The sequence below is a fragment of the Cytobacillus stercorigallinarum genome (assembly GCF_014836495.1).
In the GTDB taxonomy this organism is placed as follows: Bacteria; Bacillota; Bacilli; order Bacillales; family Cytobacillaceae; genus Cytobacillus; species Cytobacillus stercorigallinarum.
Map to the genome: position 1 here is coordinate 54,581 of NZ_JACSQT010000014.1, position 15,032 is coordinate 69,612.

The 15,032-nt window shown below is 38.7% G+C and carries 14 protein-coding genes; 3 read left to right on the forward strand and 11 right to left on the reverse strand.

Going from position 1 to position 15,032, the window contains the following annotated elements; all coding sequences use genetic code 11:
• The 9 genes from H9655_RS19855 to H9655_RS19895 form a co-directional block, all read right to left on the reverse strand.
• On the reverse strand, positions 1–531 hold a 531-nt coding region (locus H9655_RS19855), incomplete at its 3' end, for a hypothetical protein (protein WP_191816973.1).
• A 201-nt stretch (positions 532–732) separates the two neighbouring features.
• Positions 733–1,569 carry a MetQ/NlpA family ABC transporter substrate-binding protein gene (locus tag H9655_RS19860; RefSeq protein WP_191816974.1) on the reverse strand — a complete coding sequence of 279 codons (837 nt, stop codon included), beginning with the start codon at positions 1,567–1,569 and terminating at the stop codon, positions 733–735.
• Between the two features lie 22 nt (positions 1,570–1,591).
• Entirely contained in the window at positions 1,592–2,254 is a 663-nt protein-coding gene (locus H9655_RS19865; protein ID WP_191816975.1) for a methionine ABC transporter permease, read from the reverse strand.
• Positions 2,247–2,993 carry a methionine ABC transporter ATP-binding protein gene (locus H9655_RS19870; RefSeq protein ID WP_191816976.1) on the reverse strand — a complete coding sequence of 249 codons (747 nt, stop codon included), beginning with the start codon at positions 2,991–2,993 and terminating at the stop codon, positions 2,247–2,249. Before H9655_RS19870 ends, H9655_RS19865 begins: the two co-directional genes overlap by 8 nt.
• A 161-nt stretch (positions 2,994–3,154) precedes the next feature.
• Positions 3,155–3,904 carry an SDR family NAD(P)-dependent oxidoreductase gene (locus H9655_RS19875; protein ID WP_191816977.1) on the reverse strand — a complete coding sequence of 250 codons (750 nt, stop codon included), beginning with the start codon at positions 3,902–3,904 and terminating at the stop codon, positions 3,155–3,157.
• Positions 3,905–4,223: 319 nt separating this feature from the next.
• Complete coding sequence (locus H9655_RS19880; protein WP_191816978.1) at positions 4,224–5,723, reverse strand: malate:quinone oxidoreductase; 1,500 nt, start codon at positions 5,721–5,723, stop codon at positions 4,224–4,226.
• 471 nt (positions 5,724–6,194) lie between these two features.
• Positions 6,195–6,557, reverse strand: coding sequence for a YxeA family protein (locus tag H9655_RS19885; RefSeq protein WP_191816979.1), 363 nt, complete (start codon positions 6,555–6,557; stop codon positions 6,195–6,197).
• Complete coding sequence (locus H9655_RS19890) at positions 6,558–8,411, reverse strand: FtsX-like permease family protein (protein ID WP_191816980.1); 1,854 nt, start codon at positions 8,409–8,411, stop codon at positions 6,558–6,560.
• Positions 8,398–9,165 (reverse strand): ABC transporter ATP-binding protein, encoded by a 768-nt coding sequence (locus H9655_RS19895; RefSeq protein ID WP_191816981.1) that lies wholly within the window; start codon positions 9,163–9,165, stop codon positions 8,398–8,400. Before H9655_RS19895 ends, H9655_RS19890 begins: the two co-directional genes overlap by 14 nt.
• 150 nt (positions 9,166–9,315) lie before the next feature.
• Between H9655_RS19895 and H9655_RS19900 the strand changes: the two genes are divergently transcribed.
• From H9655_RS19900 to H9655_RS19910, 3 genes are all read left to right on the forward strand, one after another.
• Positions 9,316–10,029 (forward strand): response regulator transcription factor, encoded by a 714-nt coding sequence (locus tag H9655_RS19900; RefSeq protein WP_191816982.1) that lies wholly within the window; start codon positions 9,316–9,318, stop codon positions 10,027–10,029.
• A gap of 10 nt (positions 10,030–10,039) precedes the next feature.
• Entirely contained in the window at positions 10,040–11,410 is a 1,371-nt protein-coding gene (locus H9655_RS19905; RefSeq protein WP_191816983.1) for a sensor histidine kinase, read from the forward strand.
• A 551-nt stretch (positions 11,411–11,961) separates the two neighbouring features.
• Positions 11,962–12,339, forward strand: a complete 378-nt coding sequence (locus H9655_RS19910) for a VOC family protein (protein WP_191816984.1) — start codon at positions 11,962–11,964, stop codon at positions 12,337–12,339.
• A 536-nt stretch (positions 12,340–12,875) separates the two neighbouring features.
• Here H9655_RS19910 and H9655_RS19915 read toward each other — a convergent pair.
• Both H9655_RS19915 and H9655_RS19920 read right to left on the reverse strand, forming a co-directional pair.
• Positions 12,876–14,321: a protein adenylyltransferase SelO gene (locus H9655_RS19915; protein ID WP_191816985.1), complete on the reverse strand. Its 1,446-nt coding sequence runs from the start codon at positions 14,319–14,321 to the stop codon at positions 12,876–12,878.
• Positions 14,322–14,382: 61 nt separating this feature from the next.
• Positions 14,383–14,862: a GNAT family N-acetyltransferase gene (locus tag H9655_RS19920; protein ID WP_191816986.1), complete on the reverse strand. Its 480-nt coding sequence runs from the start codon at positions 14,860–14,862 to the stop codon at positions 14,383–14,385.
• Between the last annotated feature and the right edge of the window lie 170 nt (positions 14,863–15,032).

Below are 15,032 nucleotides of genomic sequence, written 5' to 3' on the forward strand. Positions count from 1 at the left end.
TTTTACGTTGCTTATTTCCATTGGTGATTCTCTATCTGCTTTGTTTCTCCTTTTTACGTTGCTTATATCCATTGCTGGTTCCCTATTTGCTTTGTTTCTTTCTTTTGCATAGCTTATATCCTTTGTAGATTCCCTATCTGCTTTGTTTCTTCTTTTTACGTTGCTTATATCCTTTGTAGATTCCCTATCTGCTTTGTTTCTTCTTTTTACGTTGCTTATATCCTTTGTAGATTCTCTATTTGCTTTGTTTCTCCTTTTTACGGTGCTTATATCCATTTTCGATTTCCTATCTGCTTCGTTTCTTTCTTTTACATGGCTTATACCCATCGCGGATTCTCTATCTGCTTTGTTTCCCCCTTTTACATGACTTATATCCATTGTGGATTCCCCATTTGCTTTGTTTCTCCTTTTTACGTTGCTTATTTCCATTGCTGATTCTCTATCTGCTTTGTTTCCCCCTTTTACATGGCTTATATCCATTACAGATTCCCCATCTGCTTTGTTTCTCCTTTTCACATGCCTTATACCCATTACAGATCCCCCATCTGCTCTGCTTTTTCCTTTTTACATGCCTTATACCCGTACTTCACTCTCGTTCCCCATCTTAATTTCCCTCCTCATTAATTAACTTGCAATTCTAGGTTCATTGTAGGATGAGCACTTTTCTTCTGCCCAACTAAAAAAAGACACGATCAAATTTTGATCATGTCTGATTGTAATTAACTAGCTATTCTATTCAAAAGCAGGAATCGCCGTTTCATCATAATTTTCTTCTAAGAATTTTTTCACTTCAGGGCTTGTCATTGCTTCTGCAAGTTTTTGAATCGCTTCTGAGTCTTTATTATCTTCGCGAGCGACAAGTGTGATGGCAAAGTCATTATCAATACCTTCTGTGAGTAGTGCATCACTTTTCGGTGTTAAACCTAGTGGAGCAGCATAAGCAGGAGTCATTACGACGGCATCAGCATCATCATACATTCTCGCTAGCATTAATAAATCTACCTCTTCGAACTGATAATTCTTTGGATTGGATGTAATGTCTGATTTTGCGTAATATGGACCTGTTTTTTCTTTTAATTCAATCACATCATGTTGTGCTAGTAATGCTAGTGAACGGTCAATATTGGATACATCATTGGCAATGGCAATCGTTGCTCCTTCAGGTAAATCAGCCATCTCTTCAAAGTTCTTTGCATAAACACCGTAATTGGCAAAATAAATCTCTTGGATTGGCACTAAATTGGCATCATTACTACGATTGTACTCTTCCATATAAGGCACATGTTGAAAGAAGTTCGCATCAACTTCTTTCGCCGCTAAAGCTGTGTTCGGTTGCACATTATCACTTAGCACAACCATCTCTAGATGAATACCTTCTTCTTGCAATTGTGGCTCGACTAACTCAAGAATCTCTGTCATCGGTGGAATAAGTGAAGCGACTTTTAGAGTTACCTCTTCTTTACTGTCACCACCATTTGTTTGGTTATCATCTGCTTGCTCTTCTGTCTCTTGCCCACAAGCAGCCAGCATTAACATACTTAGTATCATTAAAGCAAATAGTCTTTTCATATTATCCTCCTTCAGTATGTAGTCATCTTTTATCAATCACTCTCGCAACCGTTGTCCCAATAAATTGGATGCACTGTACGAGAATGACCATAATAATGATCATATATATCATTAAATCCGTCATAAATTGTTGATATCCGTAGCGAATGGCGAAATCACCAATTCCTCCACCACCTACTACTCCCATAATAGTGGAATAGGAGATGAAACTAATAATTGAAGTCGTTAAGCCAAGAACCAGCCCTGAACGTGCTTCGACAAACAAAAACTTGAAGACGACTTCGACAACCGATGCCCCCATTGCCTTTGCTGCCTCTATTACCCCTCTAGGGACATCTAATAAAGACTGCTCTACAAGGCGGGAATAATGTGCGATAGCGATAATAGAAAGCGGTACGGTTGCTGCCGCTGTGCCAATCGCTGTCCCAATTATGAACCTTGTAAAAGGAATCAAGAAGACGACTAATAATAAAAAGGGAAAAGAACGAATCGTATTAACCAGTAAATTTAAAATCGAAAAAACAACGCGGTTTTCTAGCAAATTTCCTTTTCGACATAGAAAAAGTAATGTTCCCACAGGGAGCCCCACGATGATAGCAGCAAGAATAGACATCCCTACCATCGCAAAAGTTTCGCCAATCGCTTGCCATATTTCCGCCTCATACCTTTGCAATACTTCAGGCATCACCGCTCACCTCACCTGTTAATTTTTCAATAAAATATTCAGGAGTGTGGTCCACATCAGGGATGCCTTGTGGTTCAAGGTCAATTGTCTTATAGACAGAACCATCTGCCATGACCGATACGCGGTGACAAATACTTTGTATAACCTCCATCTCATGGCTAACAATGACAATCGTGACCCCTAATGTACGATTAATCTCCTCTAGTACAGCGAGAATTTCCGCTGTTGTATGAGGATCAAGCGAAGAAGTTGGTTCATCGCATAATAAAACCTTAGGCTCGTTCGCAAGGGCTCTAGCAATCGCCACTCTTTGTTTTTGACCGCCACTTAAACTTTGTGGGTATTGTTTTTCCAAATGAGCAAGGCCGACGAACCTTAAGCATTCCATCACTCTTTCTCTTCGTTGATGCTTCGGGTAGTTTGCTAGCTGAAGACAAACCTCGACATTATCATAAACGGTTAAATTGGCTACAAGATTAAAGTGCTGAAAAATCATCCCCATTGATTTTCTCGCTTCTCGTAACTGTTTGGGTTTCATCGCCATCAAGTTTTTGCCATCAACTACGACTTCCCCGCAATCGGGTACTTCTAACAAGTTCATTAACCTTAGTAGTGTCGATTTCCCCGCTCCACTTGCACCAATGATTCCGTAAATCTCGCCTTCATTTACTTCGATATCAACCGCTTTAATCGCTTCATAATCAGCGAAACGTTTACTTATATCATGTATTTGAATCAATTGAAATAAACCCCCTTTCCAATAATGAAAGGTAATCAATAACGGATATATTATAGCTCAATCCCTCTACTATGTCATTTTGACAGTTATTTACCAACATTCTGTCTATTTATGAGAAAAGAAAAATCCCCCGCCAATTATTTTGGTAGAGGATGCTAGAATTAATGTAATTTAATTGATCCACCATCAACAAGAATGGTTTGTCCAGTAATGTAGTTTGAATCTTCACTTGCTAAGAATACAGCTACTTTTCCGATATCATTTTCTGGGTCACCTAAACGGCGCAGTGGAATTTTATTAACCATCGCCTCATATGCTTCTGGTGCATGTTGCTTCCATTGTTCTACACCTGGCGTTAAGGCAATTGGTGAAATTAAATTGATATTAATATTGTCAGGTCCCCATTCATTTGCTGTCACACGAGTGATGGCACGAATGGCTTCTTTCGCAGCAGCATAGGCTGTTTGTGTCACTTGGCCATCAATCCCCGCTCCCGAGGCGAAATTAATGACTTTTCCTTCATTTTTCTTTAGCTCAGGATATGCCGCTTGCATAAAGCGAACCGTTGGGTAAAAACCCGTGTTAAAAGAAAGGTCAAAATGTTCTTGGGTTGTTTCATTAAAGAGCACCTGCTTCGATACATGTGCATTATTTACAAGGATATCAAGCTTACCAAACTTCGCAACAACTTCTTCAACAATTTGCGTAATGTTTTCTTGGACTGTGATATCTTTGATAAACAGCATCCCTTCTGTGTGAACATTAACCTCTGCTAATGTTTCTTTTCCTTTTTCTTCATTCACATCAACAATGGCAACATGCGCGCCTTCTTTCGCCAGCGCAAGTGCCATTCCTCTGCCGATTCCAGAAGCACTCCCAGTAATAATCGCAACTTTACCATCCAATTTCATGAGAAAGACCCCTTTATTTTCAAAAATATATTTAGACATCTAAATACTTTATAAATCATATCAGATTATCTTATAATCTGACAATAGATAATACTTACACGTCATGGAAAATATAGGGTTTAGAAAAGAAACTTTATGGATTTGAAAATGGGGTCGTTCACACTTTTCTGGCAGGTTGTGTGAGCAATTCTCCAATGTCTAACAACCTTCAAGAATACAGGCTTACCCAGATTTCCCACCATCCCTAACCATTCATAAGCATAAAAAGAAAAACCTGAACGCTACAGCAGTAATGTTCAGGTTTTCTCGCTCATATATATTAGTTAAGAATCGCTTTATTTTGATCTAAACCGAGCGCTCGGTCAGTCGTTTGATTAACTTTTTGTAGTAACTCCGGATTTTCTGATAAAGAAAGGCCGTAAGATGGAACCATCTCTTTAATTTTTGGCTCCCAATCTTTTAGGTTTTCTGGGAAGCAGCGCTCAATGATATCAAGCATAACTGGAACAGCTGTTGATGCCCCTGGTGATGCGCCTAATAAGGCAGCTATTGATCCGTCACCTGCCGTTACCACTTCGGTACCAAATTGGAGCGTCCCTTTTCCGCCTTCTTCTGTATCTTTAATCACTTGCACACGTTGACCAGCAATGACTAATTCCCAGTCTTCACTTTTTGCATTTGGAACGAATTCACGTAATTGCTCCATACGTTTTTCTTTTGATTGTAGTACTTGCTCGATGAGATATTTTGTTAAGCCCATTTCCTTCACACCAGCTGATAACATGGTTAACACATTGCTTGGCTTAACAGAAGTGATTAAGTCAAACATGGATCCATTTTTCAAAAACTTTGGTGAGAAGCCGGCGAATGGACCGAATAGTAATGATTTTTGGTTATTAATGTATCTTGTATCCAAATGCGGCACAGACATTGGTGGTGCACCCACAGGCGCTTTACCATAAACCTTCGCATGATGCTGTTCAACGATCTCTTGGTTTGTACAAGACATAAAGATTCCACTTACAGGGAATCCGCCAATACCTTTCCCTTCAGGAATACCTGATTTTTGCAGTAAGTGTAAGCTTCCGCCTCCACAACCGATAAAGACAAAGTCTGCTTTATGGTTTTCCAGGTTTCCACCTGCATGGTCACGTACTTTCACTTCCCAGCCGCCATCTCTTGTACGTTTTAAATCATCTACACTATGCTGATAGTGCATTTCCACACCTTGAGACTCTAATTGTTGGAATAATAAACGTGTAAGAGCACCAAAGTTTACATCTGTTCCTGAATCGATTTTTGTTGCGGCAATCGCATCAGTAGTTGCACGGTTTTCCATAATTAATGGAATCCATTTTTTCAATGTTTCATGATCTGTCGCATACTCCATACCAGCAAATAGTGGGTTTTTAGACATTGCTTCATGACGTCTTTTCAGAAACTCTACATTTTTTTGTCCTTGCACTAAACTCATATGTGGCAAAGGCATAATGAACTCTTGTGGTCTTCTAATTAATTGACTATCAACTAGATAAGCCCAAAATTGTTTAGAAACTTGGAACTGCTCGTTAATATTGATGGCTTTCTTAATATCAACAGAACCATCTGGATTTTCTTTCGTATAGTTAAGCTCACATAATGCAGCATGACCTGTACCTGCATTGTTCCACTCATTTGAACTTTCTTCCCCTGTTTTATCCAATTTCTCAAACACTTTGATTTTCCAGTCTGGAACTAATTCTTTTAAGAGCGAACCTAAAGTCGCGCTCATAATCCCAGCACCAATTAAAATCACTTCTTTGGTTTCCCCGTTGCTCATTTTTTCCCATCCTTATACCGTGAAATTTGCAGAGAAAATAAGACAGTAGTCTAACCTACACCAAAAACGCTTCTCTACCCTTCCAGTTGTTGGTCGATGTAGGCAAACGTTTACATTGTGCAGGCACCTTCTCTTTAATATCGCTAAATTAAATGTCATCAATCTTTGCAAAATATATATTTCTCAATACTAATTATACTATAAAATTGGCAATTATCCATCATAGAAGAAATTCTTCTCCCTCTATAATAGTATAAATCCTATTTATATTATATAAAATTTTTTGATATTTGACTGAAAAAAATAATGGAAAACAGATAAAAGTCGGAAAGTTTCGCGCCTTTTTTCTTAGTGGTTATTCTATTTTTTGCTTTTAACGGATATTTTGCTGTTTTAAACAACTTTACTATTCCCTTTATTTATTATTGCAAAATACTTAAAAGCCCCCGAAAAATTTTCAGGGACTTATCATTACGCATTTATTTTTTCTATTACTTCTGAAGGAATATCACTTTCATTTACTTCATCGTAAGACGTGACTTCATTGCTATCATCAAGATAAAGCATTAAGTAGGCATCCTCTCGCAAAGCTCTAGAAGCAGAGAATTCCACAACGATTGCTTTACCCTCTTTATTATAAGCTGGCAGCTCATACCAATATCGTTTCATCACTTCTCCTGATTCCAATGTTTCTTCTTCTACTCGCGGCTCTTCATTTAATTGAACATACGCATTTTCTTTGCCTAAACGATTAAAATCCAAATTCATTAATAAGATAACCGCCACAATAAAAATGATAACAATTCCTGCGAAAATGCCCGTTGTCTTCTTCATTTATCTCTCCCCCAACATTGAAAATATCGTTTTTTGATAGCTACTTATTGTTAAGAAATAATAGATGAAATAAATAATTGTATATGCTAGCATCCATATGAAAACTGGCATCAGCAGATTCATCATTAACAAATTAGAAAAGGCAACTAAGGCGATCGCTCCATGCATTAATCCAAGTAGTAATGGTGCCGTAAAGATCATTCCCACTTGATGTCTAATCGTTCGTTTCATTTCTTTTTGTGACACACCAATTTTGTATAACACTTGATATTTCCCTTTATCTTCTTCTGCTTCCGTCATCATCTTAAAGAAAATGATGCTACCCGTAGCAACTAAGAATACGAGTCCAAGAAAGCTCCCAACAAAAAGCATAGAGCCTGAAGCTTCAATAGAATCTTTATATTGTTGGGTTGCACTTGAAAATTGTTCAGTAGAAGCAGCTAAATCATCTGATAATGCTTGCTGATTTTTATAATCTTCCACTTGAACTGCCTGGTAGGTCACCTGTGGACTGTCTATTTGTTCAAAAAAATCATCTGTTACAACTACTATTTTACCTCCCATTGTGAAGGTATTAACAACGGATCGATCCTCGTAAGCAGTCACATTTAATGTTTGCTTATTAAGCTTAACCTCATCTACTTTCGTCGACCAACGCTCATCATAATACGTATCCAGGATGAATGCCTCTTCCTGATTAATTGCAGGAAGGTCCTCCCACCCTTGTTGTGTAGCCAATTGCTTGAAGGTTGAATAATCCATTACTTGGTAGTCAATTTCCATGTCACCTTCAGCTATACGGACAGTTTTACTTTCGATTTCCTCTTCATACACAACAATGTCTTGTGTAATTTTCTGTGGCTCGCCCTCCCACATAAATGTAATAGGCGTATAGGTCTCTATTTCTTTGTCCGTATGATAATAAAGCCCAAATACCGCACCACCAGCAGTAATGGTTGTTGCACTTAAAGTCGCAATTACTGTTAGTGTTCGTGCATTCCCACGAATGCGGTGCAATAGCTGTGACGTTGTCCATAGATTTAAGCCTTTCCAAGCCCAGTTCTTTTGATTTTTTAATTTCGATAAAATATAGACAAGGACACTATTAAAAATCAGATACGTTCCTAACACCGTTAATCCAATAATCACTAATGGCATAGCTGCACTAAGTAAGCGCCATACTTCTGAAGTCATCAAATCTTGCAACGCCAACCAATAAGCACCTGCTAAAGATGCCACACCTAAGACAGCCGAGATAAGACGTGCTTTCGGCAATTCCTCGCCTTTCTTTTCTGCGTGAAATAAATCAATTAACTTAAAACGATAAATAACACGATAGCCTTGTAATGACGTAAATAAAAACAGAATCATAAAGACGATGACTGTATTCACGACTGCACTTGGTGAAAATGCTAGACTGCTCATTATTTCTAATCCCATTAATTTTAATAAAACCATTAAGAGCAGTTGTGATAGCAAGAAGCCCAAGCCCACACCAATAATTAAGGCAATGACGCCAATAACAATATTCTCGAAAAATAGCATAAAACCGATGGAGCGTTTACGCACACCAAGTAAAGAATAAAGCGCTACTTCCTGCTTCCTTTTTTTCATAAAAAAAGAATTCGAATAAAGGATAAACACGGCAACAAAAATAATCAGGACAAATGCAGATGCACTCATAATACTACTGACTTGCTTTGAGACTGCTGCCAAAGCCGTGATGTCTTCACTATATTTCAACGTGACAAAAGTAAAATAAATGATAATAGAGAAAATCATCGAGCCGATGTACAGCCCATAACTCTTCACATTTCGGCGAATATTTTTGATCGCTAAATCAAATAGCGTCATTATCGTCACCGCCTAGCTTTGCCAATTCCGCTAAGATCATTTGGAAAAACTCTTTCCTCGTATGTGAACCACGATAGATTTCCTTTGATAATTGGCCATCTTTAATAAACAGGATTCTGCGGCAAAAACTAGCAGCATAGGCATCATGCGTGACCATCATAATCGTTGTTTCATGCTTTTCATTTAATTGACTCATGCTTTCTAGTAAATCTGTTGCTGACTTTGAATCCAAAGCCCCAGTCGGTTCATCAGCAAAAATTAATTTAGGATTCGAAATCAGTGCACGACAAGCTGCTGTTCTTTGTTTTTGACCTCCTGATATTTGATAAGGATATTTATCCAATAAAGAAGCAATCCCGAAAGTATGCGCTAATGTCTCTACTTTTTCAGCCATTTCCTTTGCTGATTTTTTTGCAATCGCAAGTGGCAAGACAATATTTTCGCGAACCGTTAATGAATCGAGTAGATTGTAGTCTTGAAAAATAAAACCTAAATGATCACGGCGAAAATCCGCTAACTTCTCTTCTTTCATTTTGGCAATATTGTCTTCTTCAATATAAATATCACCGTTTGTCGGAGAATCAATTGTTGCCAATACATTTAGTAATGTAGACTTCCCAGCTCCTGATGGCCCCATAACGCCTACAAATTCCCCATGGCTAATGTCAAATGATATATTCTGAAGCGCATGAAATGTGTTTGCGCCTTTTCCGTATAATTTTTCTACCTTTTTTACAACTAATAATGATTCCATATATTAAGCACCTCTTTCTTATGTCTCTACTTTACCTCCCCATCCTTACACTAAATTCACTTCTACCTTACAAAATCCTTAAATTGTATATAATAATCGTTAAACACTGTTAAGATAAGGCTAATAGATAGATGAAAGGAAGGAATCATTGTGGAACAGCCTCGTATTCTAATCGTTGATGATGAACAAGATTTATGTCAGCTCATGCAAACATCTCTAAAAAAAGAAGGATTTCAATCGATACAAACTACCGGTACAGTTAAGAAAGGTTGGGAACAATTTCAAGCATTCTCCCCACATTTAGCGATTCTCGATGTGATGCTTCCTGACGGTGAGGGCTACGATTTATGTAAAAAAATCCGTGAAGTCTCGAGAATTCCAATTTTATTCCTATCCGCGAAAACAGATGAAGTCGATAAGATATTAGGATTGGCCATTGGCGGAGATGACTATATTACAAAACCATTCAGTCCAAAAGAAATGGCTTACCGTGTAAAAGCGCAACTCCGGCGTGCCGGTAGCTATTCACAACAGTTATCTGACCAAACAATGATAGAAAAAACGATGATGACTGCCGGCCCTTTTGCCTTAAATAAAGAGCAAACAGAAGTATACAAGCAAGAGCAGCGCTTAGAATTAACTGCTAAGGAAGTTGGGTTAATGGCTTGCTTTATCCGAAATCCAAATCGAATACTTAGTAAGGAAACATTGTTTCAAACCGTTTGGGGTGAAGACTTCTACGGAGCAGATAATACATTAATGGTTCATATCCGCAGATTACGTGAGAAAATAGAAGATAACCCATCCAAACCGACCTTCATTACGACGGTTAAAGGGCTCGGGTATCGACTGAATGTAAAATAGGTGAGGACAAATGAAATGGAAATTAACTGGTAGGTATTTATTCTCAATTTTAAGCATCGTTTTCATCGTCATCATTGTTAATACAATGGTTTTAATTGGTTTGCTTATTTATCAGCAACAACAAGGCATTGATCAAGTAGAAAGTGGTTCAGCCGAACGATTCACCCGTTCTTTTTCTAACTATTTAACATTAGAAGAGGAAGAGCCCACTCTTTCAGCTGAAGGAGTAGAGGCGCTAGAATCATTCGGTGCATGGCTGCAAATTTTAAATCAAAATGGAGAGGTGATTTCCTCTAAATTTGCACCAGATGGAGTTGCGAATCATTATAGCCCTGTAGAACTTGTACATAAATATAAGTATATGGACGATCATTTTAACACATATTTCATCGGTGAATTTGAAGAATATAGCTACATCATTGGTGTCCCCCAAAGTAAAGAGGAGCGCGTTACCTTCATGATGGATACCACTTCAGTCATTACATATATCTTCAAAGCAATCATTGCCATAACGATTGTTGATTTGATCATCGCCGCCATTGTTGGGCTACTCTTTAGCACAATTCTGACCAAGCCTGTTCATTATATGATTGAACGGATTTCACAACTTAAAGCACGAAATTTCACTGTTCAAAAGACGAAACGAGCAGGTATTTATAAACCTGTGTTTGCCAATCTGAATGAAGTCTCTACTACCCTTCAAGCACATGAGGAAGAACGTAAAAAGCTCGAAAATATGCGCAACGAATGGATCAGTAATGTTTCCCATGATTTAAAAACACCGCTTGCCTCCATTCGCGGCTATGCTGAATTATTAAATGAGGAGCAAGTTTCCCACGAGGAAAGACAGGAGTACGCAGGAGTCATTGAGCGGCAATCTCTTTATATGAAGGAATTACTAGATGACTTTAACCTTACACTGCGATTACGCAACCAAGAATTACCTTTGCACATACAAGAGACAAAGGCAGAACGATTTACGCGCGAGATTGTCATTGATGTCTTGAATGATCCCCGTTATGACGGTTATCATATCAGTTTTGAAAGCGATGATCCGTCATTAACTTGGTCCATCGATCAACATTTAATGAAACGCGCTCTATTGAATTTCATCCACAATGCTCTACTGCATAATCCATCAGACGTTGAGGTGGCTATCCGCCTAGACGCTGGAAAACTAATTATTGAGGATAATGGAAACGGCATCGCGCCTGATGAATTAGAGCAAATTTTTGACCGATACTACCGTGGTACAAATACAAAAGCACAAGGCACTGGGCTTGGAATGGCGATTGCGAGAGATATCATTACAGCCCACGGTGGCACGGTTCATCTGACAAGTGAACAGCATCACGGTACGAAGGTTGTTATTAAAATGTAAAAACAAATTAAAACACCCCTTTCCTTAATCTAGACTTAGAAAAGGGGTGTAAGAATGATATTTTTGTTATATTTACAGAATATTCAAAAATAAAATTGACTACTATCTAACATGTCTCTATAATTAACGTGAAATCAGTCTTACCATTCAAATGAAAGAGAAGGTGACATTTATTAAATTACCTGTGAAAGACCTAAAGAAGTCAATGGACTTTTTTAAACAAATGGGTTTACTTTCCACGATGATTTCACTAACGATGACGCCGCATGTATGGTCATCAATGAACAGACCTTTTCCATGCTGATGACAGTAGGACAGTTTAAAAACATCATTGACTCCAGTGAACAAATACATCTTTTGCCGCTGAAAGCAGAGACCAAGTCAATGAAAAGGCGTTAGATGCTGATGGTAATTGGCATCTGAAGCAAAAGACTTTGGATTTTATGTATCAAATGGGCTTTCAAAACCTAGATGGACATACTTGGGAAGTCATTTATATGGGTAGTCATTTATATGGGTAGTCAGGCGACAAAATAAAGGAGGCGACGATTTTGACCCTATCACTAGGACAAATCATGTTATACGTCAACGACCAACAAACAAGCTTGCAATTTTGGATAGAAAAGATCGGCTTCAAACTAATCGCGGAAAATAATGAAGGAGATTTTAAATGGTATGAGGTTGCGTCGTCCGAACAATCAGAAACAACCATAGTCCTTCAAGATAAACAAATCGTGGCAAAGATGAGCCCCGAATTACATCTTGGCACACCATCTCTCATGTTTTATACAGATGACGCCGAAAAGATTTATCAAACATATAAGAATAAAGAAATCACCGTAGGCGAGCTCGTTGAAATGCCTTTTGGTAAAGTATTTAACTTTGCCGATAACGAAGAGAATTATTTTGCGGTGATGGAGAAGAACTAGATATCCAAACACACGGGCTGTAAGTTCGTGTGTTTTTTTTAGTGGTAGATGATTGAATCCAATTGCCTTTGGCTGTTCCTTCTGTTTCACTGCTGATCCAACCAATTTTTCCAACTGCCGCGGGTTTTTGACGCGGTTCTTGCTTAATCCTATCAGGTTTTTCTACTGTCTCCGGTTTTTGACGCGGTTCCTGCTTAATCCAATCAGGTTTTTCTACTGCCTCTGATTTTTGACGCGGTTCTTGCTTAATCCAATCAGGTTTTTCTACTGACTCCGTTTTTTGACGCGGTTCCTGCTTAATCCTATCAGGTTTTCCTACTGACTACGATTTTTGACGCGGTTCCTGCTTAATCTAATCATTTTTTTCTACTGACTCCGTTTTTTGACGCGTTTCTTGCCTAATCCTATCAGGTTTTCCTACTTCTACAGGTTTTTGACCCGTTCGCTTTCTCGCCGTATCCGATCAATTCACGTAATCCCCTAAAAAATCCCCATAAACATACGTAAAAAAAGCAAGGGACATTCCCCCGCTTCTTTTACGTCCCGCAATACGTTTGATAATTATCATCCTGTACCGGTACCTCTTTATACTTCTCCTGCTCTGCCGTATGCGCATATGGATGAGCGAGCACCGCTAATAGCTCGTCAAATAAATGATAATCCGCTTTGTCCACCGCTGCAGTTAATGCTTTTTCAACATAATAATTTCGTGGAATAACAGCTGGGTTATGATTTTTCATTAACTGTTCCACTTCCGCTTCTGATGCTTCCTGTCTCTTTAACCGTTCTTGCCAACGAGAGAGCCACTCTTTAAACACAGGCTGCTCTAATTTTCGATAGGTCAAAGCGATGAATGTGTTCGTATAATCTGCTTCATGCTCTTTCATAAGTTCCAGCAAATCGTGAATAAGAGCCTTATCTGCTTCTTCTGCTGTAAACAGACCGAGTTTGGCCCTCATTTCTCCGGTCCACTTATGAATATAGATACGATTGTATTCGCCGATTTCCTCTTGCGCAATCTTTACCGCTGCCTCGGTCTCTTCATGTAAAAGAGGGATAAGCGACTCTGCGAAGCGCGCCAAGTTCCAACCCGCCATATAAGGTTGGTTTCCGTATGCGTAACGACCTTGGACATCAATGGAGCTGAATACCGTTTCAGGGTCGTATCTATCCATAAAGGCACACGGGCCGTAATCAATTGTTTCGCCTGAAATCGTCATATTATCCGTGTTCATGACACCGTGAATAAAACCGACCGCTTGCCATTTAGCAATCAATCCTGCCTGAACGTCGATTACTTTGCGTAACAAGGCCAAGTATTTATTATCTTCTTTTAAAAGCTCAGGATAATGACGCTCAATGGTATAATCAGCTAACGCCTGCAATTCTTCCGGCTTCGTGAAGGTAGCCGCAAATTGAAAAGTCCCCACACGAATATGACTCGCAGCCACACGTGTCAAAATCGCCCCTGGCAATAGGGTTTCACGGACAATGTCATCACCTGTCTCAACTACAGCCAAACTTCTCGTTGTCGGTATACGCAACCCGTGCATCGCTTCACTGATGAGATACTCTCTCAACATCGGTCCAAGCGCCGCACGGCCATCCCCACCGCGTGAATACGGTGTTCTGCCCGCTCCTTTTAACTGAATATCAACGAGATCACCGTTTACCGTCAACTGTTCACCTAAGAGAATAGCGCGCCCATCACCTAAGCGGTTAAAATGACCAAACTGATGCCCTGCATAACTTTGTGCAATTGGCTCACTGCCCTCTGGTAATTGGTTTCCGGCTAACACGGCAAGACCCGCATCACTCTGTAACCAATCCTTGCTAATCCCTAAACTTTTCGCTACTTCTTTATTCCATTGCACCATCTCTGGCTCACTTGCTCGCTGTGGTTTTGTTTCTGTAAAAAGACCGGGAGACAGCTTCTTATAACTATTTTGCAAATTCCAGCCTGACACATGTCTTTCTGGCATTCTTATCGCCTCTCCTTTTGTATCATATTTGTTTTATTATATCTCTTCTTTTATCTTTACCTTATCTACTAAGAATATAAAGATCTTCGTTATCCCTTTTTATGAATGATTGTTTCTTTAACAAATGGATGGACGAAGCGTTCTCAGGATGAACACTCGCATAAATAGTAGAAATACTTAATTTTTTATTTGCAAATGCTAGAAGTAAGGTGATTGCATCTGTCGCATAACCTTTTCCCCAATATTGCCTGTCTAATCCATACATGAGGTAATATCTTTCAGTGACATCGTCAAAAGTAAAACCTGCATAGCCCAAATAATCATTGTTTTCCCTAGAATAAATGGAAAATTCCCAATTACCATTTTCACCAAAGGTCTGACATTGCTCAGCATATAATAACTCTCTTTCTGCATAACTTATTTGAGGAATGCCTCCCGTATACTTTCGTGCATCCTTATCATTCAGCATTTTCCAAACACAAGGGAATTCTTGCAGTTGGGGACTACCTAAATAAATATGACTACCTATGAGTTTCATCATTCACATCTCCTCTTCCTCTTTAAAATATACCATATTAGAAACTTGAGTATATCGATAAATTTTTATTGTTTTACAATAAATAACCTTGTATCCTATATCACTAGTGTTGCATTAATTTATTTTCACTATTAAAAATACTCAAAATGTTCAATTTTATTATTTTGTGCAAA

What these genes read in the sequence shown, in the direction of transcription:
- H9655_RS19860 (WP_191816974.1), bottom strand. Translation starts at nt 1,569, where the DNA reads ATGAAAAGACTATTTGCTTTAATGATACTAAGTATGTTAATGCTGGCT.
- H9655_RS19865 (WP_191816975.1), bottom strand. Translation starts at nt 2,254, where the DNA reads ATGCCTGAAGTATTGCAAAGGTATGAGGCGGAAATATGGCAAGCGATT.
- H9655_RS19875 (WP_191816977.1), bottom strand. Translation starts at nt 3,904, where the DNA reads ATGAAATTGGATGGTAAAGTTGCGATTATTACTGGGAGTGCTTCTGGA.
- H9655_RS19880 (WP_191816978.1), bottom strand. Translation starts at nt 5,723, where the DNA reads ATGAGCAACGGGGAAACCAAAGAAGTGATTTTAATTGGTGCTGGGATT.
- H9655_RS19885 (WP_191816979.1), bottom strand. Translation starts at nt 6,557, where the DNA reads ATGAAGAAGACAACGGGCATTTTCGCAGGAATTGTTATCATTTTTATT.
- H9655_RS19890 (WP_191816980.1), bottom strand. Translation starts at nt 8,411, where the DNA reads ATGACGCTATTTGATTTAGCGATCAAAAATATTCGCCGAAATGTGAAG.
- H9655_RS19895 (WP_191816981.1), bottom strand. Translation starts at nt 9,165, where the DNA reads ATGGAATCATTATTAGTTGTAAAAAAGGTAGAAAAATTATACGGAAAA.
- H9655_RS19905 (WP_191816983.1), top strand. Translation starts at nt 10,040, where the DNA reads ATGAAATGGAAATTAACTGGTAGGTATTTATTCTCAATTTTAAGCATC.
- H9655_RS19915 (WP_191816985.1), bottom strand. Translation starts at nt 14,321, where the DNA reads ATGCCAGAAAGACATGTGTCAGGCTGGAATTTGCAAAATAGTTATAAG.
- H9655_RS19920 (WP_191816986.1), bottom strand. Translation starts at nt 14,862, where the DNA reads ATGATGAAACTCATAGGTAGTCATATTTATTTAGGTAGTCCCCAACTG.